The sequence below is a fragment of the Falsiroseomonas sp. CW058 genome (genome assembly GCF_050563535.1).
GTDB lineage: Bacteria > Pseudomonadota > Alphaproteobacteria > Acetobacterales > Acetobacteraceae > Falsiroseomonas.
Genome location: NZ_JBNXUO010000002.1, coordinates 189,790 through 212,741, shown reverse-complemented (window position 1 = coordinate 212,741; position 22,952 = coordinate 189,790). Strand labels below are relative to the sequence as shown.

Here is a 22,952-nt window from a genome sequence, read left to right as displayed (position 1 = left end):
TGTCCGAGAGGGAACAAGAATGCTCACCCCCGAGATCATCGACGGCTTCCGCTCCGTCGCGATCGCCAGCGTGGCGGATGCGATCGACAAGGTGGCCGGCCGGCGGGGCTACCTGCACCATGCCGTCAAGAACCGCATCAACGAGAAGCGGATGGTCGGCCCCGCGCTGACGGCGCTGCACGCGAAGACCGACGAATTCCTGCCCCCCGCCATGGCCCTCGACCTCATCGAGGAGGGCGCGCCTGGCAGCGTCATCGTCATCGGCGTGCTGGGCGACAACGACCTCGCCTTCTGGGGCGGCATCATGACCGCGGGCGCCTTCGCGCGGGGCCATGCGGGCGCGCTGCTCGGCGGCGGACTGCGCGACGTGCAGGAGATCCGGCGCGACTACGACCTGCCGGTCTTCGCCCCCCATGTCTCGCCGGGCACCAGCCTCGGCCGCACCGCGACCATCGCGAAGGACATCCCCGTGGAGGTCGGCGGCATCCTGGTCCATCCCGGCGACCTGGTGGTGGGCGACGTCGACGGCGTCTGCATCATCCGCCCGCAGCACGCCGCCGAGGTGCTGCGCATGGCGCAGGAGATCGACGCGCGCGAGGCCGAGCAGGCGCGGCTGATCGTGGAGGCGAAGTCGCTGAAGCAGGGCCTCGCCAAGTACGGCCGCATTTGACAGCGCGCGCCCGCCTTGGCACTCCGCCAGGGCGGGCGCTGCCGCGCGCCTCCTCAATCCGGATGGGACGATGGCCGAGATCCTCTGCATGGGCGAGCCGATGCTGGAATTCAACCAGCAGCCGCCCGGCGCCGATGGCCGGCGCCTCTACCTCGAAGGGCATGGGGGGGACACGTCGAACGCGGCCATCGCGGCGGCGCGCAGCGGCGCGGACGTGGCGATGCTGACCTCGGTCGGCCAGGACGCGGCGGGCGACAGCTTCCGCGCGCTCTGGCAGATGGAAGGGGTCGACACCTCCCTGCTGCGGCAGGACCCGGATGCGCCGACAGGCATCTACTTCGTCACGCATGACGACCGCGGCCACCACTTCACCTTCTACCGCAAGGGCAGCGCCGCGTCGCGCTACCGCCCCGCCGACGTGCCGGAGGAAGCGGTGCGCGCGGCCAATGTGCTGCACCTGTCGGGCATCACGCTCGGCATCTCCGACACCTCCTGCGACGCCGCCTTCCACGCCATCGAGGTCGCGCGCGACGCCAAGGTGACCGTGTCGGTCGACACCAACCTGCGGCTGCGGCTGTGGCCGCTGCGCCGCGCTTCGGCCTGCATCCACACCGCCGTCGGCATGGCCGACATCGTCTTCCCCTCGATCGAGGATGCGCGGGCGCTGACCGGGCTGGAGAAGCCGGACGACATCCTCGACTTCTACCTGAGGCTCTGCCCGCTGGTGCTGCTGAAGCTGGGCCGCGACGGGCTGATGGTGGCGAACCGGGAAGGCCGCGGGCTGATCCCGGGCCATGCGGTGCAGGCGGTGGACGCGACCGGCGCGGGCGACACGCTGGCCGGCGCCTTCCTGGCCCGCGCCGTGGCGGGCGACGGCACCTGGGACGCGGCGCGCTACGCCAACGCAGCCGCCGCGCTGTCCACCCGCGGCTACGGCGCGGTCGCGCCCATCCCGACCGCGGCCGAGGTCAAGGCGTTCCTGGCGCAGCAGGCCGCAGCGGCATGACATGCGTGGCGGAGGCCTCGCCCACCGCCCGCAGGAAGCCGCAGGATTCGTGGAAGGGAAAGGCGGCCGGCGGTGCGCGCACGCGCAGCCGCGCCCAGCCCCCCGCCCGCGCTTCCGCCACGATGGCCCGCACCAGCGCCCGCCCCACCCCCTGCCGGCGCGAGCTGCGCCGGACATAGAGCCGCCGCAGCCGCGCCGCGCCTTCCCCCTTCGCATAGGGGTCGCGCGTCAGCCCGCCGAGGCCGAGCAGCGCATCGCCCGCAAAGGCGCCGAACAGCGCCTCCCCCGGGCCGGCGAAGCGCATCGCGCCGCTCTCCCAGTCCTGCCGCAGCACCTCCAGCAGGCGCTGCCCGTCCGCCGTGGCATCGGCCGCCAGTTCCTCGAAGCCCGGGGGCAGGGCGGCGAGGCGCGCGACGCGGATGGGGAAGCGCAGTCGCATTCACGTCCGGCGGTTGTCGCCGGGCCGCAGCCGCAGGCCGGGGCGCAGGTGGCGGAAGGGCAGCGCCGCGGGGTCCGCCACCACCGGTCCCGGCGCCGCAACCACGAGCACGGCCGAGGCGATGGGCTGGAAGTCCGCACGGAAATGCACGCTCGACTTCAGGGCCAGGATGCGCTGGGCCGCGGGCTCGATGCCGACGTGGCGGAACAGCGCCTGGTCATAGGCCTGCATCTTGCGCGAGGTGACGATCACACGGATGCCGGGCTGCGGGCTGACCAGCGCGGTCGGGCCGAGATCGGCGAAATTGCCCTTCGCCATCGGCCCGGTGCAGACGAAGCGCCCATCGGTGACGCGCAGCACCCGCGCGGTGACCGCCAGCGGCGCGCCGTCCGACCTGCCGCCGAGCGTGAGCTGGACCTGCGCCCCCTCCCCCGCCGCATGGCAGGCGGCGGCGCTCGCCTCGTCGTTGATCAGCGCCAGCACCGCGCCTTCCGCCCCCTGGCGCATCAGCTCCGCCAGCAGCCCCGTGGTGTCGCCATGGCCGCCACCGCCGGGATTGTCCTGCGTGTCCGCCAGCACCACCGGCCGCGCGGCGTTGGCGGCAAGGGTCAGCGCCTTCGCCACCCCCTCCCCGGCCGGCAGGATCGGCTGAGCGAAGGCGGGCTCGCGCGCCTTCAGGTCCTGCACCATCGCATCCGCCGCGGCCTCGGCGCGGCCGGCATCCTCGGCGAAGGCGGCGACGGCGCAGCCGCAATCGGCGAAGTCGGCATAGGGGAAGCCGAAGCAGAGCGCGAGTTCCGCGACCTCCATGCGGGAGGCGAGCGCCGCGCGCGCCGCCATCGCATCCGCCATCGGCGGCACCAGCGTGCACTGGCTGGTGATGGGGATGAGGTAGTCGAGCTGCCGGAACGCCTTGGCGAAGGGCCGGCCGAGCGCGATGCGGCGCAGCAGCAGCGCCACGGCGCGGGCGCCGGCGTCCCGCATGTCCACATGCGGATAGGTGCGGAAGGGCGCGAGGGCATCGGCGTGGCGGACCATCGCCGCGGTCAGGTTGCAATGCGGGTCGAGGCTGGCGGCGATCGGGACATCGGGGCCCAGGATGGCGCGCGCGCGGCGCAGCAGTTCCCCTTCCGCATCCGGGAACCCGTCGGCCACCATCGCGCCGTGCAGGTCGAGATAGAGGCCGTCGAGCGGCCCCGCCTCCATCGCCGCCTGGAGGTCGGCGAGGATCAGCGCGGCCAGGCGTTCGAAGGCTTCCGCGGTGACCGGGCCGGCGGGGTTGGCGAAGCCCCAGGACAATGGGGCGATGGCCGCGCCCGCGGCTTCCAGCGCGCGGATCGCGCCGGCGGCGGGCACGGCCGTGTCGCGCAGCCCCGCGACGAGGCCGGCCGGGCGCTGCACCGGGGGCCAGCCGCCCGGCGCCAGGAAATCGGCCCAGCCGGTCGGCAGCGGCGCGAAGGAATGGCTCTCATGGAGGAAGCCGCCCACGGCGATGCGCATGGTCAGCCCTTCGCGACGCCGGCGGCCGCGAGCACGGCATCCGCCAGCACCAGCAGCCCCGCCTCCGCCCAGCGCGGCGTGATGCTCTCCGCCTCGTTGTGGCTGATGCCGCCGTGGCAGGGGACGAAGATCATCACGGCCGGCAGATTCCGCGCGACATAGACCGCGTCATGCCCGATCGCCGTCGGCATCTCCTGGTAGGGGATGCCGCGGGCCGCGGCCGCCGCGCGCAGATGCGCGACCAGCGCGGGATCGAAGGGCGTGGCGGGCGAGATCCAGAAATCCGCGATGTCGAGCGCGACCCCGCGGCGCGCGGAGATCGCCGCCGCCTCGGCCCGCAGCGTGGCCGCGAGCGCGGCCAGCTGGTCCTCGTGGTCGTGGCGGGTGTCGAGGCTGAACCAGACCCGGCCGGGCACCACGTTGCGGCTGTCGGGATGCACGGTCAGCCGCCCGACGGTGGCGCGCGCGCCGGCATCCAGCGCCGTGCGCTCGATCATCGCCATCGCCTCGGCGGCCGCCATCATCGCGTCGCGCCGCCCCGCCATGCGGCTGCCGCCATGCGCCTCCTCGCCGGTGCAGGTCACCTCGAACCAGTGCTGCGCCAGCGCATGGGTGACGATGCCGAGTTCGAGCCCCGCCGCCTCCAGCTGCGGGCCCTGTTCGATGTGCAGCTCGAAATAGGCGCCGAGGGATTGCAGCGCGGCGGGGTCGGCGTGCCCGGCCCAGCCGATGCGCGCGAGTTCCCCCCCGAAGACGGCGCCGCCGGCGTCGGTCTTGGCCAGCACCTCGGCTTCCGGGAAGATGCCCATCGCCGCGCCGCTGCCCATCATCGGGGGCGAGAAGCGCGCGCCTTCCTCGTTGGTCCAATTCACCAGGGCGACGGGCGCCTCCGTCTCGATCCCGGCCTCGTCCAGGGCGCGCAGGATCTCGAGCCCCGCGAGGACGCCGAGCACGCCGTCGAACTTGCCGCCCGTCGGCTGGGTGTCGAGGTGGCTGCCGATGGCGACGGCCCCTCGCGACGGGTCGCGCCCCGGCCTGGTGAGGACCATGTTGCCGACCCGGTCGAGCGAGAGCGTCGCCCCCGCCGCCTCCGCCCGGCGTCGCAGAAGGTGGCGCGCCTGGCTGTCGAGATCGGTCAGCGTCTGACGGTTGCAGCCGCCCTTCGCGGTCGCGCCGATGGCCGCGAACTCCATCAGGCTGTCCCAGAGCCGCGCGCCCGAGACGGGGAGGTTGGAGGCCATCACACCCGCTCCACCCCGCACCACTCTGCCATCGTCAGCGCGATGGCGCGGGTGATGTCGTGCATCGAATCGAGCCCCACGCTTTCGTCGATGCCGTGGATCTCCTGCGCGTCCGGCCCGAAGCAGGCGACGGGCGTGCCCTGGTAGAGCTGGAAGAAGCGGCCATCCGTCAGGCCGGTTGCGGGGTACATCCGCAGGTCGTGGCCCGCCACCTCGGCGAAGTTGCGCTGCGACAGCTTCACGATGGGGGCGGTGATGTCGAAGACGCAGGGATCGGCGTGGAAGCCCTTGTACTCCACCTTCACCTTCGCCCCCTTCATCGCCGGGTCGCCGCGCGCGGCATCCACGATGCGGTCGATGTCGGCACGCACGCGGTCCGCGGTGTTGCCCATCATCACCCCGACGCGAAGCCCGAGTCGCGCGCGCGTGGCGACGGAGCTGTTCCACTCGCCCCCCTCGAAGGTGCCGAGGTTGACGTTGACCGGATGGTTCACGCCGCGGAAGCTGGCATGGACATGCTCGGCGCGGTTCATCTCCCGCTCATAGTCCTGGAAGCGCGCCCAGACGGCCATCGCCGCCTCCACCGCATTCACCCCCGCCTGCTTGTCCCGCACATGCGCGGGCCGGCCGGTGACGGTGACGAAGGCCCAGACCACGCCCACTTCCGCGGTGTAGAGCGCGGGCAGGCCGGGGCCGGGTTCGGGGATGATCACGGCATCCGCCTTCGGCATCGCCACCATGCAGGCCAGCGCGCCGTTGCCGCTGCACTCCTCCTCGATCACCGACTGCATCTGCACCTCGCCCGCCGGCTGCAGCCCGGCGGCCCGCAGCGCGCGGAAGGCGGTGACGTAGCTGACGATGCCGGCCTTCATGTCGCCCGCGCCGCGGCCGTACATGCGCCCGTTGCGGATCGCGGGCTCGAAGGGGGGCGTGGTCCATTCGTCCTCGGCGCCTTCCGGCACCACGTCCACATGGCCCTGCAGCACCAGGCTGCGCCCGCCGCCCCGCGCCGGGCGATGGACGGCGACGACGTTGTCCCGCCCCTCATACGGGATCAGCGGGGGCGAGAAGCCGGGGTGGCCGGCCAGCGCCGCCGGGTCGGTCGGCACGCGGCGCGGCGACAGGCCCAGCCCTTCGTAGATGCGGGCCATCTCCTCCAGCGCCGACTGTTCCTTGCCGAGCGTGGAGCGGCAGCGCACCAGCCCTTCCAGCATCCGCACCCCGTCGTCGCGGAGCGCGTCGCAGGCGTCGAGGATGGCGCGGCGGGCGCCGGGGTCGAGGGCGATGGCATCGGTCATGGGGGTGCTCACGTGAAGACGGGCGGGGTCCAGCCCCGGCCGGGGATGCTGTCGAGCAGCTGCTGCGTGTAGGCGTGGCGCGGGCGGGCGAAGACCTCCCCGGTCGGTCCCTGCTCCACGATGGCGCCGCGCTGCATCACGGCGATGCGGTCGCAGACCTGCGCCGCGACGCGCAGGTCATGCGTGATGAACAGCATCGTGAGGCCGAGCCGCGCGCGGATCTCCGCCAGCAGGTCCAGCACCTGCGCCTGGACGGAAACGTCGAGCGCGCTGACCGGCTCGTCCGCGATCAGCAGCTCGGGCTCCATCGCCAGCGCGCGGGCGATGCCGATGCGCTGGCGCTGGCCGCCGCTGAACTCGTGCGGGTAGCGGTCCATCGCGCCGGGGTCGAGCTGCACCAGGCGCAGCAGCTCCGCGGCACGGGCCAGTGCGGCCGCGCGCGGGGTGCCGTGGGTGACCGGGCCTTCCGCGATGATGTCGCCCACGCGCCGGCGCGGGTTGAGCGAGGCGAAGGGGTCCTGGAAGACCATCTGGATGCGCTTGCGATACGGCTTCCAGGCGCTGCGCGACAGCGGGCGCAGGTCGTCGCCATGGAAGCGGATCTCGCCCGTCTCCGGCTCCACCAGCTTCACGACGCAGCGCGCGAGCGTGGACTTGCCGCTGCCCGATTCGCCGACGAGGCCGAGCGTCTCGCCGCGGCGGAGCGTGAAGTCGGCGTCGTGGACGGCGCGCACCAGCGCCTTCGCGCCGAACCAGCCGCCGCGCCGGTAGGTCTTGGCGACGCCCTTCGCCTCCAGCACCGTCGCGCCGGTGACGGCGGCGCGCGGGCCGGGCGCGCCATGGGGCACGGCGGCGATCAGCCCGCGCGTGTAGGGATGGCGCGGGCGGTTCAGCACCTCCTCCGCCGCGCCCTGTTCCACGATGCGGCCGTGCTGCATCACCGCCACGCGGTCCGCCACTTCCGCCACCACGCCGAAGTCATGGGTGATGAACATCACGCCCGTCCCGCGGCGCGACTGGATGTCCCGGATCAGGCGCAGGATCTGCATCTGCGTGGTGACGTCGAGAGCGGTGGTCGGCTCGTCGGCAATCAGCAGCCGCGGCTCCAGCGCCAGCGCCATGGCGATCATCACCCGCTGCCGCTGCCCGCCAGACAGCCGGAAGGGATGCGCGCGGGCGATGGCCGCGGGGTCGGGCAGGTTCACCGCGGCCAGCAGTTCGGGCACGCGGTCCTTCGCGCGGCGCCCTTCGCCGTGAACCGCCAGCGCCTCGGCGATCTGGTCGCCCACCCGCATCAGCGGGTTCAGCGCGGTCATCGGTTCCTGGAAGATCATCGCCATGCGGCTGCCGCGCAGCTGGCGAAGCTGTTCGGCCGACTGCGCCGTCAGGTTCGTGCCGTCGAAGGTGATGCGCCCGCCGCGGCGGGGCAGCGCCTTCGGCAGCAGCCCCATCACCGCATTGGCGGTGATCGACTTGCCCGACCCCGATTCGCCGACGACGCAGAGGATCTCCCCCGCATCCACATGCAGCGTGATGTCCTCCACCGCATGCGCCCGGTCGCCGCCCGGCGGTAGCGCGACGGTCAGCCCCTCGACCCGGAGGAGGCTCACCGCACGCCCCCGCGCTGCCGCGCAAGCCGCGGGTTCAGCGCGTCCGACAGCCCCTCCCCCACCAGGTTCAGCGCCAGCACGGTCAGGAAGATGGCGACGCCCGGGAAGACGCTCATCCACCAGGCGAGGCGGATGACGCTACGCCCCGACCCGATCAGGAAGCCCCAGGTCATCAGGTTCGGGTCGCCGAGGCCGAGGAAGGACAAGGCGCTCTCCAGCAGGATGGCGGTGGCGATCATCAGCGACGACAGCACGATGATGGGCGACAGGGCGTTCGGCAGGATGTCCCCCGCGACGATGGCGAGCCGCGATTTCCCCAGCACCTCCGCCGCCTGCACGAATTCGCGCGAGCGGAGCGAGAGGAACTCCGCCCGCACCACCCGCGCCACCGGCGGCCAGGACACGACGGCGATGGCGAAGACCACGCTGCCGATCGACGGCGTGAAGATCGCGACGAGCAGGATCGCCAGCACGAAGCTCGGGATCGTCTGGAAGAACTCGGTGAAGCGCATCACGATGTCATCCGCGACGCCGCCGAGATAGCCCGCCGCGGCGCCGAGCGTCACGCCGACCGCCAGCGCCGCCACGGTCGAGACGGCGCCGACGAGGAGCGAGACGCGCGCCCCGTGGGCGATGCCCGCCGCCACGTCCCGCCCGAGGCTGTCGGAGCCGAGCAGCATGCCCATCTCGCCCGGCGGCATGAAGGGGGCCGCCACCATGTCCCACGGGCTGCCCGGGAACAGCAGCGGCGCGCCGGCCGCCAGCGCCAGCACCAGCACCAGGATGACGAGGCCGACCACCGCGCCCTTGTTGCGCGCGAAGCGCCGCCAGAAGTCCCTCAACCGCTGACCTCCACGCGCGGATCGACCACGGCGTAGAGCAGGTCGGTCAGCAGGTTGAACAGCACGACCATCACCGAGGTCGCGAGGAAGACGCCCATCAGCACCGGGTAGTCGCGCGCCAGCAGCGCCTCGAAGGCCAGCCGCCCGATGCCGGGCCATGCGAAGACCGTCTCCACCAGGATGGACCCGCCGATCAGCTGCCCCGCTTGGATGCCGGCGAAGGTGATGACCGGCAGCAGCGCGTTCCGCAGGACGTGGCGGCGCACCACCTGCCCTTCCGGCACGCCCTTGGCGCGCGCGGTCTTCACGAAGTCCTGGTCCGCCACCTCCAGCATCGTCGCCCGCGTCAGCCGCGCGTAGACGGCCATGTAGAACAGGCCGAGCGTCAGCGCCGGCAGCAGCAGGTGCCGCCCGATGTCGAGCAGGAAGGCCGCGCCCGCCAGGTTGGCGCCCACGCTCATCATCCCGAAGCTCGGCAGCCATTCCAGCCAGACGCTGAAGACCAGCACCAGCATCAGCCCCACCCAGAACAGCGGCGTGGCGTAGAAGGTGAGCGCGAGCACGGTGATGACGCTGTCCGCCCAGCTGCCCACCCGCCGCGCCGCGAGCGTGCCGAGCGTGACGCCGAGCACGACCGCGAAGGCGAAGGCCGCGCCGGTCAGCAGCAGCGTCGCCGGCAGCCGTTCCAGCACCAGCCCCGCCACCGGCTGCTGCTGCCGGTGGGAAAAGCCGAGGTCCAGCTGCAGCACGCCCTTCACGTAGAGCCAGAGCTGGACATGCAGCGGCTGGTCAAGCCCGAACTGCGCGCGCAGCTGTTCCATGAAGCGCGCATCCGCCGCGCCGGACTGCCCGGCGATGACGCTGGCCGGGTCGCCCGGCGCGGCGTGGATCAGCAGGAAGTTGCAGACCACGATCGCAAGCACGACCAGCAGCGCCTTCACCCCCCGCCGCAGCAGGAATCCCGGCAGGCGCGAGGGGTCCATCGGCTACTGCGCCAGGAACATGTCGTCGAAGCTGCCATTCGGCCCGGTGCCGCTGGTGATGACGTTGTTCAGCCGCCGGTCGTGGATGCTGGGGAAGGACATCTCCATTAGCCAGATCTGCGGCATCTCCTCGGCCAGCAGCTTCTGCACCTCGCTGAAGGCGGCGCGGCGCTCGGCCTCCACCCCGCTCTCGCGCGCGGCCTGGAACAGCGCATCGACCCGCGGGTTGGAATAGCCGCCGGTGTTGGTGAACAGGACGCGCTGGATGTTGCTGCTGACATAGGTGCGCTCGACCCCCAGCGTCGGGTCGCCGAACTGGTAGAGGAAGTTGATCGAGGTCTCGTATTCCCAGTTGCCGACGCGGCGCGCCCAGGCGCCGGCATCCGTGCTCTCCAGCTCCACCGCGATGCCGACCTGGCGCAGCGACTGGCGGATGTATTCGGCAAGCCTGACCCACACCTCGCCATAGGGCAGCACCAGGTGCTTGATCGTGGCGCGCACGCCCTGCGCGTTGGGCCGCAGCCCGGCGGCATCGAGCAGCTGCATCGCGGCCCGCGGGTCATGCGCCGGCAGCGCGACGGAGGGGTCGTGGAAGCGCGTGGCGGAGGCGATGGGGCTGGTCGCCGGCTTGCCGACACCGAACCACAGGCGCTGCGCGATGAAGTTGCGGTCGATGGCATGCGCGATGGCGCGCCGCACGCGCGGGTCGCCGAGAGGCGCGACGCGGTGGTTCACCTCGATCCAGGCCAGCGGCGCGAAGTATTCCCACCCATCGGTCCGCACGTTGAGGTTAGGCCGCTGGCGCAGCTGCGGCACGTCGAAGGGCTCGACATCGCCCGAGGTGGTCAGCTGCACCTGCCCCGTCTCGAGCGCGAGGCGCCGGCTCTGGCTGTCGGGCACGATGCGCCAGATGATGGCGTCGAGATAGGGCTGCCCCGGCTTCCAGTAGCCGTCGAAGCGGTCCATGCGGATGAAGTTGCCGCGCTGCCATTCGGTGAAGCGGAAGGGCCCGGTGCCGACCGGCCGCTGCACCGCCGGCGCGGTGCGGTAGTCCTGCCCGTCGAACAGGTGCTTCGGGACGATGGCGCAGGCGGTCGCGTCGAACATCAGCAGGAAGGGCTGGAAAGGGCGCCGCAGCACGAGCCGCACGGTGTGCGGGTCCGGCGCCTCCGCCGTCTCGATCAGCTGGAAGATGCCGCGCGCGCGGGGCGACACCTCCATGTGGAACTTCATGACGGAGAAGATGACGTCGTCCGCCGTCATCGGCCTTCCGTCGTGGAAGCGCACATTCTCCTGCAGGCGGAAGACGTATTCGCGCCCGTCCTGGCTGACCGTCCAGCTCCGCGCCAGCTCGGGCTGCGGCTCCAGCGTCTGGCTGAAGCGCAGCAGTCCCTGGAACATCTTCGGCGCCGCGATCAGCGTCGGGCCCTGGTTGTTCACGCCGATCTGCAGCACCGGCGGTTCCGGCTGCAGGATGGTGGTCAGCGTGCCGCCGCGGCGCGGCTGGATCCCCTGCGCCAGCGCGTCCCCGACGCGCATCAGCACGGGTGCGGCGGCGGTGGCGGCCATCAGGCCACGGCGGGTGACGCGCATCGGTCTCAGCCTCCCAGGCGGATGCGGGACGCTAGACCGCGCCGGGGCGCATGGACAAGGCCGCGCGGGCGCCACTAACGTCCCCGCATGAAGGCCTTCTCCGACCCTGCCCAGGAATTGCACAGCCCGCGCTTCTTCCTGATGCGCGGCCGCCTGCATCCGAACTACGAGGTGCCGGCCCGCGCCGCCTCGCTCGCCGCCGGCCTCGCGCGGGCGGGGATCGCGCCGCAGCGCCCGGCGCCGGCTCCGCGGGCCGCGCTGGAGGCGGTGCATTCGGCGGCCTTCCTCGACTTCCTGCGCGACGCGCCGGCGCAATGGGCGGCGCTGCCCGATGCGGGGGCGGAGATGGTGGCGAACATCCATCCCGCGCCGGAGATGCTGGCGCAGGGCGGCTTCGCGGGCTCGCACCCGGTCGCGCAGCTCGGCCAGTTCACCGCCGACACCGCCTGCCCGATCGGCCCCGGCACCTGGCAGGCAGCCCTCGGCGCCGCCGCCTGCGCACTGGCCGCCGCCGGGGAGGCCGCGGCCGGGCGCAGCGCCTATGCGCTCTGCCGCCCGCCCGGCCACCACGCCTATGCGGCGCGGGCCGGAGGGCATTGCTACCTGAACAACGCCGCCATCGCGGCGGAGGCGCTGCGGCGGGCGGGCGCCGCGCGTGTCGCCGTGCTCGACATCGACAGCCACCACGGCAACGGCACCCAGGGCATCTTCTGGGAACGCGGCGACGTGATGACCATCAGCGTCCATGCCGACCCGGACCGCTACTACCCCTGGTATGTGGGCCGCGGCGGGGAAACGGGGGCGGGCGCGGGCGGCGGCTGCAACCTGAACCTGCCCCTGCCCTTCGGCACCGGCGATGCCGGCTGGCTCGATTCGATCGCCATCGGCCTGGCGGAGATCCGCGAATACGGCGCGGATGCGCTCGTCCTCTCGCTCGGCTTCGACGCCTCGAAGGACGAGCCGCTGGCCGCGCTGAACGTGACGGAGGACGGATTCGCCCGCGCCGGCGCGGCCATCGCCGCGGCGAAGCTGCCCACGGCCATCATCCAGGAAGGCGGCTACAACGTCGACCTGCTGGGGACGCTGCTGGCCCGCTTCCTCGATGGCTGGGGCGACTGAATCAACCCGGGGTTGCTTTCACGCCAGGAACGGACAAGGCTCGGCCCGTGTCCGCCATCGCCCGCGTCCAGACCTTCGCCTTCGCCGGGATCGAGGCCGTGCCGGTGGAGGTGCAGGTCCAGATCGCGCCGGGCCTGCCGGCCTTCCTCGTCGTCGGCCTGCCGGACAAGGCGGTGGGCGAATCGCGCGAGAGGGTGCGCGCCGCGCTGACTGCCATCGGCCTGTCGCTGCCGCCGAAGCGGGTCATCATCAACCTCGCCCCCGCCGACCTGACGAAGGAGGGCAGCCATTTCGACCTTCCCATCGCGCTCGGCGTGCTTGCCGCGATGGATGTGCTGCCGCGCGACGAGCTGGCGGATTTCGCCGCGCTCGGTGAATTGGCGCTGGACGGCACGCTGGCCCCGGTGGCCGGCGTGCTGCCCGCCGCCATCGCGGCCGGCGCGCGGGAACTCGGCCTGGTCTGCCCGGCGCGGCAGGGGCCGGAGGCGGCCTGGGCCGGACAGGTGCAGGTCCTGGCCCCGCCCGACCTGCCCTCCCTCATCAACCATTTCCGCGGCACCCAGTTGCTGGAGGCGCCGGGCGTGCCGGCGCTGGAGCCCGAACCCTGGCGCGGCGGCGACATGGCGGAGGTGCGCGGCCAGGAATCCGCCAAGCGCGCGCTGGAGATCGCGGCCGCCGGCGGCCACAACCTGCTGATGATGGGCCCGCCCGGTGCGGGCAAGTCCATGCTGGCGGCGCGGATGCCCGGCCTGCTGCCCGACCTGACCCCGGCCGAGGCGCTGGAGGTCAGCCTGGTCCACTCCGTCGCCGGGATGCTGACCGACGGCCGGCTGCTGCGCCGCCCGCCCTTCCGCGAGCCGCACCATTCGGCTTCCGTCGCCGCGCTCGTCGGCGGCGGGCTGCGCGCGCGGCCGGGGGAGATCAGCCTCGCCCATCTCGGCGTGCTGTTCCTCGACGAATGGCCGGAATTCCCCCGCCCCGCGCTGGAGGCGCTGCGCCAGCCGATGGAGACCGGGCGCACCACGATCAGCCGCGCGAACGCGCATGTCACCTACCCCGCGCGCTTCCAGTGCGTGGCCGCGATGAATCCGTGCCGCTGCGGCCATCTCGGCGATCCGGCGCGTGAATGCGCGCGCGCGCCGGGCTGCGGCCAGGACTACCAGATGCGGCTGTCGGGGCCGCTGCTGGACCGCATGGACCTGACGATCGAGGTGCAGCCCATCGCCGCCACGGAACTGGCCCGCGCCCCGGCCGGAGAGCCGACGGCGGCCGTCGCGGCGCGTGTCGCCGCCGCGCGGGACCGCTGCCGGGCCCGCGGCGGTGCCCGCTGCAACGCGGAAGCGGAGTGGGCCGAGCTTCAGCCCGGCGTCGCGCCGGACGCGGTGGCGCTGCTGGAGACGGCGGCAGGCCGGCTGCGCCTGTCCACCCGCGGCCAGGTGCGGGCGCTGCGGGTGGCGCGCAGCATCGCGGACCTGGCCGGCGCCGCGCACGTCGCCCGCACGCATGTCGCGGAGGCGCTGGCCTTCCGCCACCGGCTGCCCGGCCGCGGCTGACCGGCGAGGTTCAGAAGCGCGCCAGCGCCGCGCCCCAGGTCAGCCCGCCACCGATGGCTTCCATCAGCACCAGGTCGCCAGGCTTGATCCGCCCGTCGCGCGCGGCTTCCGCGAGCGCGAGCGGGATCGACGCGGCGGAGGTGTTGGCGTGCCGGTCCACCGTGACCACCACGCGGTCGAGCCCGAGGCCGAGCTTCTTGCCCATGGCCTCGATGATGCGGATGTTCGCCTGGTGCGGCACCAGCCAGGCCACGTCGTCATGGCCGAGCCCGTTGGCGGCCAGCGCCTCGTCCACGGCGGAGGAGAGCTTGGCGACCGCATGGCGGAACACCTCGCGTCCCGCCATCCGGACCACGCCCGTCCCGCCGGTGGACCCAGCGCCGCCATCGACGTTCAGGATGTCGCCGAAGCGGCCATCGGCGTGCAGATGGGTGGACAGCAGCCCGCGGCCGCCAGCCTCGGCCTCCGGCACGGCGCGCAGGAACACCGCGCCCGCGCCGTCGCCGAACAGCACGCAGGTGCCGCGGTCGGTCCAGTCCAGGATGCGCGAATAGATCTCGGTCCCGATCACCAGCGCGCCGCGCGCCTGGCCGCTGCGGATCAGCGCATCGGCGACGCCGAGGGCATAGACGAAGCCCGTGCAGGCCGCCGCAAGGTCGAAGGCGAAGCCCTTCCCGATGCCGAGCCTGCCCTGCACGCGCGCGGCGGTCGAGGGGAAGGCGCTGTCCGGGGTGGCGGTCGCGACGATGACGGCATCCACCTCCCCCACCTCCGCGCCGGCCTGGGCGAGGGCCGCGAGCGCGGCCTTCGCCGCCATGTCGGATGCCGTCTCTCCCTCCGCCGCGATGTGGCGGCGGCGGATGCCGGTGCGCTCCACGATCCAGGCGTCGGAGGTCTCGAGCCCCTTCCACGCGGCCAGCTCGTCATTCGTCAGCGAACGTTCGGGAAGATAACCGCCGGTGCCGGCGATGACGGCGCGGAGCGCCGGCGGGCGGGCCGCGCCGAGGAGGGGGGACGAGGTCGCGCCGGACGCGCGGGGATCTGTCGCGCGCATCGCGCGGGTCTCCACAGGAATGCCTAGCGCGCGCCGGCGGCGAGCCGGGGCGGCGTCTCGGACAGCTTCGCCAGCCCGTCGCGGATCGTGTCGTTGAAGCGGTGGGTCACCATGTCCATCGCGACGTCGACGGCATGGGCGAAGCCCAGCGCATCCGTGCCGCCATGGCTCTTCACCACCACGCCGTTCAGCCCGATCAGCACCGCGCCGTTGTAGCGGCGGGGATCCATCCATTCCCGCAGCCGGTCCAGCGCGGGGCGCGCCAGCAGGTAGCCGACGCGCGCGGGGATGGAGCTGGTGAAGACCTGGCGCAGCAGGTCGCGCATCAGCTTCAGCGCGCCTTCCCCGGTTTTCAGCGCGACATTGCCGGTGAAGCCGTCGGTGACGATCACGTCCACCGTGCCCGCCGCGATGTCGTGGCCTTCGACGAAGCCGCGGAAATTCGCGCCGATATGCGAATCCCGCAGCGTCTCCGCCGCGAGCCGCACGCGCTCGTCGCCCTTCAGCTCCTCCGACCCCACGTTCAGCAGGCCGAGCGTCGGGTTGGTCAGGCCGAGCACGGCGCGGGCGAAGGCGTCGCCCATCACGGCGAACTCCACCAGGTTGCGCGCGTCGCACTGCACATTGGCGCCGAGGTCGAGCATCACCACGTCGCCGCGCGCCGAGGGACCGATGGCGGCCAGCGCCGGCCGGTCGATCTCGGGCAGGGTCTTCACGACGATCTTGGCCAGCGCCATCAGCGCGCCGGTGTTACCGGCCGAGACGACGCCCGCCGCTTCCCGGCTGGCCACCGCATCGATGGCGACGCGCATGGACGACCCGCGGACGCGCAGCGCCGCCGTCGGCTTCATGTCGCCCGCGATCGCCTCCGGCGCGTGGCGCAGGCTGCACACCTTGGCCGCGCGCGGCCGCAGCGCGAGCAGCGCGCCGAGACGCGCCTCGTCGCCCACCAGCAGGAAGCGCGCATGCGGATGGCGCTCGGCGGCAAGCTCCAGGCCGTCGAGGACGGACTCCGGCGCATGGTCGCCGCCCATCGCATCGATCGCCAGCGAGAACGGGCCCGCTTCCGCGGGCCGCGAAGGTGCCGGCATCGTCAACCCCGCAGCCACGGCATGGCGTGCATGTCCCCCAGGGGGATCGGCGGGATCAGACGCGGACGACGCCCCGGGCCTTGTCCGCGGCCATCACCTCGCGCCCGTCATAGTGCCCGCAATGCGAGCAGATATGGTGCGGCCGCTTCAGCTCGCCGCAGTTCGAGCATTCGAGATGCGCGGACGGCTTCAGCGCCTCATGGCTCCGGCGCATCCCGCGGCGGGACGGCGAAACCTTCTTCTTCGGAACGGCCATGGTGCCGAGCCTTTCTCGTGAACAGTCTCAGGATCGAAGGAGCCGCGGGCATTACCACCGCCCCCAAGGGGGCGCAAGCATCGCGCCGCGGAAGTGTCATTCCCGGCGCGCGGTTCAGCCGCGCTTCAGCCTGGCCAGCGCGGCGAAGGGGTTGGGCTTCGCCGCCGGGGCGTCCAGCGGGTCATCCGGCAACTCGATCTCGGCGCCCGGGGCGCGCGGATAGGGATCGAGCGCGAGGGCAAGCTGTTCCGCCACCGCCTCGCCGAGGTCCACGACCCCGCCCTCGCTCTCGATCTCGTCGGGGCTGTCGGGGTCGTCGTCCGTCGGGGGCGTGCCGTCGGGCAGGATGCGGAGCGCGAGGGGCACGTCCACCTCCTGCGCCACCGGCTCCAGCGTGGCCACGCAGGCCTGCTCGACGGCAGCGCGCAGCCGTCCCTGCACGCGGACCACGCCGCTCGATTCGGGCAGCAGGTCGAGTTCCGCGCGCAGCGCGCCGACGCCGAGGATGCCGAACCGCGCCGCAAGCGCGCTGCATTCCCCGGCCGTCGCCTCCAGCACGATGTGCCGGCGTTCCGGGCCCAGCCGGTGCGGGCGGGAGAATTCCGGGCGGGTCACGCGGCGCCCCCGGCGAAGCGCACGCGCCCCTCGACAAGGGCCGAGAAGGGCTGGGCCGCGAGGACGGCATCGGCGGCGATGGCATGCGCGGCCAGCCCGGCGGCGGCGGCGCCCGGCGCCTCGCCCCGCCAGACATTGCGCGCCAGCGCCTCGGCCAGCGCCGCGGCATCGCCCGAATCGAGCGCGGCCTCATAGGCGGCGGCGCGGCCGTGGAAGGCTTCCCACATCCGCTTCACCCGCTTGCCCACCGCCAAGTCGCCCACCCCCATCTCCCGCAGGTTGACGTCCATGTCGGCGAACATCGCATCGAAGACGGCCTGGGCGAGGTCCTTGCCCCGCGGATCCGGATCGCGCCGGACCCGGCGGATCAGCAGCGCCGCATGCAGCGAGACGAGGTCGAAGCGGCCGTCGAGCGTGTCGGGCACGCCGAAGGTGCCGAACAGTCCGGGGTCCCGCGCGGCGGCCACCGCTGCGGCATAGAGCGAAAAGCCCGCCCGCTCATGCGGCTTGCGGCTGAAGAGGCCGAGCAGGCCCATCCCTGTGCTCCCTGGTCGATGCGGCGGCCCGATGGCCGCCCGCCTGCCCCGCCCTCCCGTTGACCGCGGGGCGAGGCAATGGCACTCAGCCCACATGGAGCGCCCCCGCCACCCGGTCAACGTATCGCCCCTGCGCGGGGCCGCCCTGGCCGCGTCGCTGCTGGCGCTCGGCGCCTGTTCGTGGCTGCCGACGATGCCGTCCCTTCCCGGCACGGACCTGTTCGACAGCCCGCGCGTGATGCGCGGCCATGCGGTGGACGCCGAGGACCTGGCGCAGGTCACGGTCGGCGTCTCCTCGCGCAGCGACGTCGCCTCCCTCCTTGGTTCCCCGACCGCGACGGGCACCTTCGACGAGGACAGCTGGTACTACATCAGCGCCGTCACCCGCCAGCGCCCGGGCCGCGCGCTCGCGATCGACGACCAGCAGGTGGTGGCCATCCGCTTCGACGCCCGCGGGACGGTGACGGAGGTGCGGCGCCTCGGCCCCGAGGCCGGGCAGCAGGTCCGCTTCGTCCAGCGCGAGACCGCGTCGCCGGGCACGGAACGGACCCTGCTGCAGCAGCTGTTCGGCAATATCGGCCGCCTCGGCCCAGGCCTCGGCGCCGGGCAGCAGGGCGGCCCCGGCGCGCCGAGCCCCTCCGGCACGCGCTGAGCGCCGGGGCGGGGCCGGCCGGTCAGGCCGCCCGCGCCGCCGGGCGCCGCAGGGTCAGCGCCATCGCGACCAGCAGCGCGGGCAGCAGCAGCAGGTTCAGCGCATTCCAGCCGAAGCCGGCATGGACGGCGCCAGACCCCAGCGCGGTGCAGGCCACCGTCCCGAAGACGATGAAGTCGTTCGCGGTCTGCGCCCGCACCCTCTCCTCCGGCGCATGCGCTTCCGACAGCAGGGTCGTCGCGCCGACGAACATGAAGTTCCACCCGACGCCGAGCAGGACGAGCGCGAGGGTGAAGTTCCAGAACGCCTCCCCCGTCAGCGCCACCGCAACGCATGCCGCGTTCAGCGCCGCGCCGGCGGCGATGATGTTGCGCACCCCGAACCGTGCGATCAGGCGCCCGGTGACGAAGCCTGGCGCGAACATCGATACCGCATGCGCCTGGATGACGGTGGCGCTCGCGGTCACGGCGAAGCCGCAGGCCATCATCTCGAGCGGGGTGGAGGTCATCACGAGGTTCATCGTGCCGTAGGCGATGGCCCCGGTGATGGCGGCCGTCAGGAAGGCCGGGCGGCGGACGATCTCCATCACCGGCGTCGGGCTCGCCTGCCGCGGCGGCGCTGGCGGCAGCCGCACCAGGGCCAGCAGCACGGCGCAGGCCACCGGCAGCGTCGCCAGGATCAGGTAGGTGCCGAGGAACAGGAAGGGCGGTGCCAGGTCCTTGCTGTGCTTCACCAGTTCCGGCCCGAAGATGGCAGACAGGATGCCCCCCGTCATCACCAGCGCGATGGCGCGCGGGCGGTAGGCGGGGGCCGCCACCTCGGCCGCCGCGAAGCGGTAGTGCTGGGCGATGCCGAAGCCGAGCCCCGCCGGCACCGCGCCCGCGAGGTACAGCCAGAAGTCGTGCTGCCAGATGCCCGCCGCGAAGACCAGGCTGCCGAGCGTGGAGGCGGCGGCGCCCAGCAGGAAGCCCGTTCGCCGGCCGAGTCGCGCGAAGATGATGCCGGCCGGGATGGAGGCCGCCATGGTGGCCGCCATCTGGACCCCCATCGGCATGGTCGCCAGCGACTTGTCGGCCGCCAGGCTGTAGCCGACCAGCGCCCCCATCGCGACCTGCCCCACCACCGAGGCATTCATCAGCGCCTGACAGAAGAACAGCAGCCAGACATCGACCTTCATCCGCCGCTCGGCGACGCTCTGCATCAGAAGTGGCTCCATCCGCCCTGCGGCAGCGCCAGCGGCGCGCCTGCCTCGTCGAGTATCGTCACGCCCTCGCCGGGCACGAAGCGGCCGATCCGCGTGGCCGCCACCCCGGCCCGCCGCGCGGCGTCCAGGATGCGGGGCGCATCGGCCGGCGCCGCCGCGAACAGCAATTCATAATCGTCGCCGCCTGACAGGATGCGCGCCAGCAGCGCCGCATCCGCCGCCAGCGCCGCGCGCGCCGGCGCGGAGAGCGGCACGGATGCCGCCTCCAGCAACGCGCCGCAGCCCCCCGCCCGCGCCAGGTGGCCGAGATCCTGCGCCAGCCCGTCCGAGACATCCATCGCCGCATGGGCGATGCCGGCAAGGGCGGCACCGAGCGCCAGCCGCGGCTCCGGCAGGCGGTAGCGGCGGGCGAGATGCGCGTCCTCCGCCAGCCGCCCGGTGAGCGCGAGCAGGCCGAGCGCGCCGTCGCCGATGGTCCCGGACACCCAGACCTCGTCCCCCGGCCGCGCCCCCCGGCGCCGGAGCGCCGCGCCGGGCGCGACGGTGCCGAGGATGGTGAGCGAGAAGCTCGCCGGCCCGGTGGTGGAGACGGTGTCGCCGCCGAGCACGGACAGCCCGAACTCCCGCTGGTCCTCGGCGAGGCCGGCGGCGAAGGCGGCGATCCAGGCATCGTCGGTGCCGCGCGGGAAGGCGCAGGTCATCAGGTAGCCGAGCGGCGCCGCGCCCATCGCCGCGAGGTCGGACAGGTTCACCCGCAGCAGCTTGCGCCCGATCGTCCCGGGCGGGTCGTCGGGCAGGAAATGCACCCCCGCCACCATCGCATCCGCCGCGAGCACGAGCTGCCGGCCCGCGGGCGGGTCCAGCAGCGCGGCATCGTCCGAGAGGTCGAGCGCCCCCTGCCCGGCCAGCGGCAGGAAGTGGCGGGCGATGAGGGCGAATTCGGGGGGCAGCGTCATGCGGCGCGGGCGCCGGCCATCCCCCCGGCCTTCGTCACGGCTTCGCGAACTCCTCCGCCCGCAGGCTCCGGGCCAGCGAATCCAGCACGCCGTTCGCGAAACGCGGCTCGTCGCCCAGGAAGAAGCCATGGGCGATGTCGAGGTATTCGTTGATGACCACCTTCGCCGGGGGCTCGCCCGGTACCGAAAGCTCGCTCGCCGCCGCGCGCAGCAGGGCGCGCAGCACGGGGTCGAGCTTCTCAAGCGGCCAGTCCTTCGCCAGCGCGCCCGCCAGCGTCGCGTCGATCTCCTCGATCCGCTTGGCCGTGGTGCGGACGATGCGGGCGAACAGCTTCGCATCGGCATCGGGCACGCGGCCCTCGGCCACGCCTTCCTCCGCGTCGTTCGGGCCGAGGCGGTGGCGCACGAACTGCTCGATCACCGCTTCCGGGTTCTCGCCGGCCTGTTCGGACTGGAACAGGGCCTGCACGGCGGCGAGCCGCGCGCCGGTGCGGGGGCGGCCCTTCTGCATCGGGGCGCGGCCGCTCATGCCGCCCACCGCCGCGCCAGCCCGACCTGCGCCACCAGCGCATGGGCCGCTTCCGCGCCCTTGTTCATCCGGTCGTCGCGGGACCGCGCCACCGCCTGCTCCAGCCGGTCCACGGTCAGCAGCCCGAAGCCGAGCGCGGCGCCGGTCTCGGCGGAGATGGCCATGACGCCCTGGCAGACGGCGTCGCAGATGAAGTCGTAGTGGTCGGTCTCGCCCCGGACCACGCAGCCCAGCAGCAGGAAGCCGTCCCAGCCGCCGCGGCGCAGCGCCATGCGCAGCGCCGCCGGCAGTTCATAGGCGCCGGCGACCTCGGCGACCTCCAGCTCGGCGCCGGTCGCCGCCAGCACGCGGCGCGCGCCGGCCAGCATGCCGCCGACGACCTCGGCATAGTAGGGCGCCTGGATGACCAGCACGCGGGGCGGCGGCCCGTCGAGCCGGGGGGCCGCGCGCTCGGGGGAATCTTTCGTACTCACGTCATGTCCTTCGGGATCGGCCGGGTCTCGACCACGGTCAGGCCATAGCCTTCGAGACCCACCACGGGGCGCGGGTTGTCCGACAGACGGATGATCTCGCGCAAGCCCAGATCGGCCAGGATCTGGGCGCCGATGCCGTAATCGCGGATCTCGGGCGCGGTGCCGCGCCGTTCGCGGCCGGCGCGGATCTGCTGCGACAGGCCGTCCATCCGCCAGTCGCGCAGCAGCACCACCGCGCCGCGCCCTTCCGCCGCGATGGCGCGCATGGCGTTGTGCAGCCCATGCTGGGCGCGGCCGCCCACCATGTCGTGCAGCATGGAGGCGGCGTGCATCCGCACCAGCGTCGGGCCGCGCCCGGTGAGGTCCCCCTTCACCAGCGCCAGGTGTTCCCCGCCATCCAGCGAGGAGGCATAGGTGATGGCGCGCCAGTTGCCGCCCACCCCCTCCACCATCCCTTCCTCGACCCGCTTCACCAGCCGTTCCGTCCGGCGCCGGTGCCCGATCAGGTCCGCGATGGTGCCGAGCTTCAGGCCGTGGTGCTGGGCGAAGGCGACCAGGTCCGGCATCCGCGCCATCGACCCGTCATCGTTCATGATCTCGCAGATCACCCCCGCCGGGTTCAGCCCGGCAAGGCGCGCGAGGTCCACCGCCGCCTCGGTGTGGCCGGCGCGGACGAGCGTGCCGCCGTCGCGCGCGACGAGGGGGAAGACATGGCCGGGCGTGACGATGTGCTCCCGCCCCAGCTCCGGGTTGATGGCGACGGCTACCGTGCGGGCGCGGTCGGCGGCGGAGATGCCGGTGGTGACGCCGTCCCGCGCCTCGATCGAGACGGTGAAGGCGGTGGCGTGGCGGGTGCCGTTCGACTGCGCCATCAGCGGCAGGCCGAGCTGCTCCACCCGGTGCCGCGCCATCGCCAGGCAGATCAGGCCACGAGCATGCTTCGCCATGAAGTTGATGGCGTCGGGCGTCGCGAACTGGGCGGGGATCACCAGGTCGCCCTCGTTCTCCCGGTCCTCGTCGTCCACCAGGATGAACATGCGGCCGCGGCGGGCTTCCTCGATCAGCTCCTCGGTCGGCGAGATGAACTCGGCGAAGCCGGTCTTCACGGTCTGCATGGTCATGCGCCGAATTCCCTCTGCCGCGCGACGTAGCGGGCCAGCATGTCGATCTCGAGATTCACCCGCGCGCCGGGCTGCAGCGTGCCGAAGGTCGTCACCGTGGCGGTGTGGGGGATGATGTTGACCCCGAAGACCTCGCGGTCAACCTCGTTCACCGTCAGCGACACGCCGTCGATCGCGATCGACCCCTTGGTGGCAATGAAGGGCGCCAGCGCCGCGGGCGCGCGGAAGCGCCAACGGACGGACCCGTTCTCCGCCGTGGCGGACAGCACCTCCCCCGTGCCGTCCACATGGCCGGCCACCAGGTGCCCGCCCAGCTCGTCGCCCATCCGCAGGCTGCGCTCCAGGTTCACCCGCGTGCCGGCCCGCCAGCCGCCCAGCGTCGTCTTCGACAGCGTCTCGGCCGAGGCATCGACCGCGAACCAGTCGCCGCCGAGCTGCACCGCCGTCAGGCACACCCCCGAACAGGCGATGGAGGCGCCGAGCGCGACCGGCACCGGCGCTGCGAGGAAGGCGGGCGAGGTGCCGATCACCAGCCGCAGGTCGTGCCCGCCCCCGATGGGCTGGACCTCCCGCACGGTGCCGAGGTCGGTGACGATGCCGGTGAACATCTC

At 73.1% G+C, this 22,952-nt stretch carries 24 protein-coding genes; 5 read left to right on the top strand and 19 right to left on the bottom strand.

The features are described from left to right. Positions 1 to 19 precede the first annotated feature (19 nt). Together ACK8OX_RS02830 and ACK8OX_RS02825 are read left to right on the top strand one after the other, a co-directional pair. On the top strand, positions 20 to 670 hold the full coding sequence (locus ACK8OX_RS02830; RefSeq protein WP_430662405.1) for an RraA family protein: 651 nt from the start codon (positions 20 to 22) through the stop codon (positions 668 to 670). Between the two features lie 70 nt (positions 671 to 740). Continuing rightward, the gene (locus tag ACK8OX_RS02825) at positions 741 to 1,676 is read left to right on the top strand and encodes a sugar kinase (RefSeq protein ID WP_430662404.1); all 936 of its coding nucleotides are present in this window, start codon (positions 741 to 743) and stop codon (positions 1,674 to 1,676) included. Here the strand turns inward: ACK8OX_RS02825 and ACK8OX_RS02820 are convergent. Genes ACK8OX_RS02820 through ACK8OX_RS02785 form a run of 8 tightly spaced genes read right to left on the bottom strand, consistent with a single transcriptional unit; the run spans position 1,639 to position 11,182 of the window. After that, positions 1,639 to 2,115, bottom strand: coding sequence for a GNAT family N-acetyltransferase (locus ACK8OX_RS02820; RefSeq protein WP_430662403.1), 477 nt, complete (start codon positions 2,113 to 2,115; stop codon positions 1,639 to 1,641). The two genes, ACK8OX_RS02825 and ACK8OX_RS02820, sit on opposite strands and share 38 nt — an antisense overlap. Next, the gene (locus tag ACK8OX_RS02815) at positions 2,116 to 3,615 is read right to left on the bottom strand and encodes a M81 family metallopeptidase (RefSeq protein WP_430662402.1); all 1,500 of its coding nucleotides are present in this window, start codon (positions 3,613 to 3,615) and stop codon (positions 2,116 to 2,118) included. Positions 3,616 to 3,617: 2 nt separating this feature from the next. Then, entirely contained in the window at positions 3,618 to 4,856 is a 1,239-nt protein-coding gene (locus ACK8OX_RS02810; RefSeq protein ID WP_430662401.1) for an allantoate amidohydrolase, read from the bottom strand. Continuing rightward, positions 4,856 to 6,154, bottom strand: a complete 1,299-nt coding sequence (locus ACK8OX_RS02805) for an ArgE/DapE family deacylase (RefSeq protein ID WP_430662400.1) — start codon at positions 6,152 to 6,154, stop codon at positions 4,856 to 4,858. Before ACK8OX_RS02805 ends, ACK8OX_RS02810 begins: the two co-directional genes overlap by 1 nt. 8 nt (positions 6,155 to 6,162) lie before the next feature. Beyond that, positions 6,163 to 7,764 (bottom strand): ABC transporter ATP-binding protein, encoded by a 1,602-nt coding sequence (locus ACK8OX_RS02800; RefSeq protein WP_430662399.1) that lies wholly within the window; start codon positions 7,762 to 7,764, stop codon positions 6,163 to 6,165. Next, a complete protein-coding gene (locus ACK8OX_RS02795) occupies positions 7,761 to 8,606 on the bottom strand; it encodes an ABC transporter permease (protein WP_430662398.1) in 846 nt (281 codons plus the stop codon). Before ACK8OX_RS02795 ends, ACK8OX_RS02800 begins: the two co-directional genes overlap by 4 nt. After that, positions 8,603 to 9,589 (bottom strand): ABC transporter permease, encoded by a 987-nt coding sequence (locus ACK8OX_RS02790; protein WP_430662397.1) that lies wholly within the window; start codon positions 9,587 to 9,589, stop codon positions 8,603 to 8,605. Before ACK8OX_RS02790 ends, ACK8OX_RS02795 begins: the two co-directional genes overlap by 4 nt. A gap of 3 nt (positions 9,590 to 9,592) precedes the next feature. After that, a complete protein-coding gene (locus ACK8OX_RS02785) occupies positions 9,593 to 11,182 on the bottom strand; it encodes an ABC transporter substrate-binding protein (RefSeq protein WP_430662396.1) in 1,590 nt (529 codons plus the stop codon). 87 nt (positions 11,183 to 11,269) lie between these two features. On the opposite strand from ACK8OX_RS02785, the gene ACK8OX_RS02780 reads away from it, so the two are divergent. Both ACK8OX_RS02780 and ACK8OX_RS02775 read left to right on the top strand, forming a co-directional pair. Beyond that, the gene (locus ACK8OX_RS02780; protein WP_430662395.1) at positions 11,270 to 12,301 is read left to right on the top strand and encodes a histone deacetylase family protein; all 1,032 of its coding nucleotides are present in this window, start codon (positions 11,270 to 11,272) and stop codon (positions 12,299 to 12,301) included. A gap of 47 nt (positions 12,302 to 12,348) precedes the next feature. After that, positions 12,349 to 13,854: a YifB family Mg chelatase-like AAA ATPase gene (locus ACK8OX_RS02775; protein ID WP_430662394.1), complete on the top strand. Its 1,506-nt coding sequence runs from the start codon at positions 12,349 to 12,351 to the stop codon at positions 13,852 to 13,854. 10 nt (positions 13,855 to 13,864) lie between these two features. Here ACK8OX_RS02775 and ACK8OX_RS02770 read toward each other — a convergent pair whose 3' ends face one another. The 5 genes from ACK8OX_RS02770 to ACK8OX_RS02750 form a co-directional block, all read right to left on the bottom strand. Next, positions 13,865 to 14,908, bottom strand: a complete 1,044-nt coding sequence (locus ACK8OX_RS02770) for a beta-ketoacyl-ACP synthase III (RefSeq protein ID WP_430662393.1) — start codon at positions 14,906 to 14,908, stop codon at positions 13,865 to 13,867. Positions 14,909 to 14,931: 23 nt separating this feature from the next. Further along, positions 14,932 to 15,999 carry a phosphate acyltransferase PlsX gene (plsX, locus tag ACK8OX_RS02765; RefSeq protein ID WP_430662392.1) on the bottom strand — a complete coding sequence of 356 codons (1,068 nt, stop codon included), beginning with the start codon at positions 15,997 to 15,999 and terminating at the stop codon, positions 14,932 to 14,934. 55 nt (positions 16,000 to 16,054) lie between these two features. Next, a complete protein-coding gene (rpmF, locus tag ACK8OX_RS02760; protein WP_430662391.1) occupies positions 16,055 to 16,255 on the bottom strand; it encodes a 50S ribosomal protein L32 in 201 nt (66 codons plus the stop codon). Positions 16,256 to 16,369: 114 nt separating this feature from the next. After that, complete coding sequence (locus tag ACK8OX_RS02755; RefSeq protein ID WP_430662390.1) at positions 16,370 to 16,870, bottom strand: YceD family protein; 501 nt, start codon at positions 16,868 to 16,870, stop codon at positions 16,370 to 16,372. Next, entirely contained in the window at positions 16,867 to 17,406 is a 540-nt protein-coding gene (locus tag ACK8OX_RS02750; protein ID WP_430662389.1) for a ubiquinol-cytochrome C chaperone family protein, read from the bottom strand. Before ACK8OX_RS02750 ends, ACK8OX_RS02755 begins: the two co-directional genes overlap by 4 nt. Positions 17,407 to 17,500: 94 nt before the next feature. Here ACK8OX_RS02750 and ACK8OX_RS02745 point away from each other — a divergent pair, with 94 nt between their 5' ends. Then, the gene (locus ACK8OX_RS02745) at positions 17,501 to 18,058 is read left to right on the top strand and encodes an outer membrane protein assembly factor BamE (protein WP_430662388.1); all 558 of its coding nucleotides are present in this window, start codon (positions 17,501 to 17,503) and stop codon (positions 18,056 to 18,058) included. A 22-nt stretch (positions 18,059 to 18,080) separates the two neighbouring features. Here the strand turns inward: ACK8OX_RS02745 and ACK8OX_RS02740 are convergent, their stop codons facing one another. Genes ACK8OX_RS02740 through ACK8OX_RS02715 form a run of 6 tightly spaced genes read right to left on the bottom strand, consistent with a single transcriptional unit; the run spans position 18,081 to position 22,949 of the window. Beyond that, on the bottom strand, positions 18,081 to 19,259 hold the full coding sequence (locus ACK8OX_RS02740; RefSeq protein WP_430662387.1) for an MFS transporter: 1,179 nt from the start codon (positions 19,257 to 19,259) through the stop codon (positions 18,081 to 18,083). Continuing rightward, positions 19,259 to 20,218, bottom strand: coding sequence for a thiamine-phosphate kinase (thiL, locus tag ACK8OX_RS02735; RefSeq protein WP_430662386.1), 960 nt, complete (start codon positions 20,216 to 20,218; stop codon positions 19,259 to 19,261). The genes ACK8OX_RS02740 and thiL overlap by 1 nt, the downstream gene beginning before the upstream one ends. A 34-nt stretch (positions 20,219 to 20,252) precedes the next feature. Continuing rightward, on the bottom strand, positions 20,253 to 20,747 hold the full coding sequence (gene nusB, locus ACK8OX_RS02730; protein WP_430662385.1) for a transcription antitermination factor NusB: 495 nt from the start codon (positions 20,745 to 20,747) through the stop codon (positions 20,253 to 20,255). Beyond that, positions 20,744 to 21,220 (bottom strand): 6,7-dimethyl-8-ribityllumazine synthase, encoded by a 477-nt coding sequence (gene ribH, locus ACK8OX_RS02725; protein WP_430662384.1) that lies wholly within the window; start codon positions 21,218 to 21,220, stop codon positions 20,744 to 20,746. The genes nusB and ribH overlap by 4 nt, the downstream gene beginning before the upstream one ends. Then, positions 21,217 to 22,335: a 3,4-dihydroxy-2-butanone-4-phosphate synthase gene (gene ribB / locus ACK8OX_RS02720; RefSeq protein WP_430662512.1), complete on the bottom strand. Its 1,119-nt coding sequence runs from the start codon at positions 22,333 to 22,335 to the stop codon at positions 21,217 to 21,219. Before ribB ends, ribH begins: the two co-directional genes overlap by 4 nt. Positions 22,336 to 22,337: 2 nt before the next feature. Then, complete coding sequence (locus ACK8OX_RS02715; protein WP_430662383.1) at positions 22,338 to 22,949, bottom strand: riboflavin synthase; 612 nt, start codon at positions 22,947 to 22,949, stop codon at positions 22,338 to 22,340. Positions 22,950 to 22,952 lie beyond the last annotated feature (3 nt).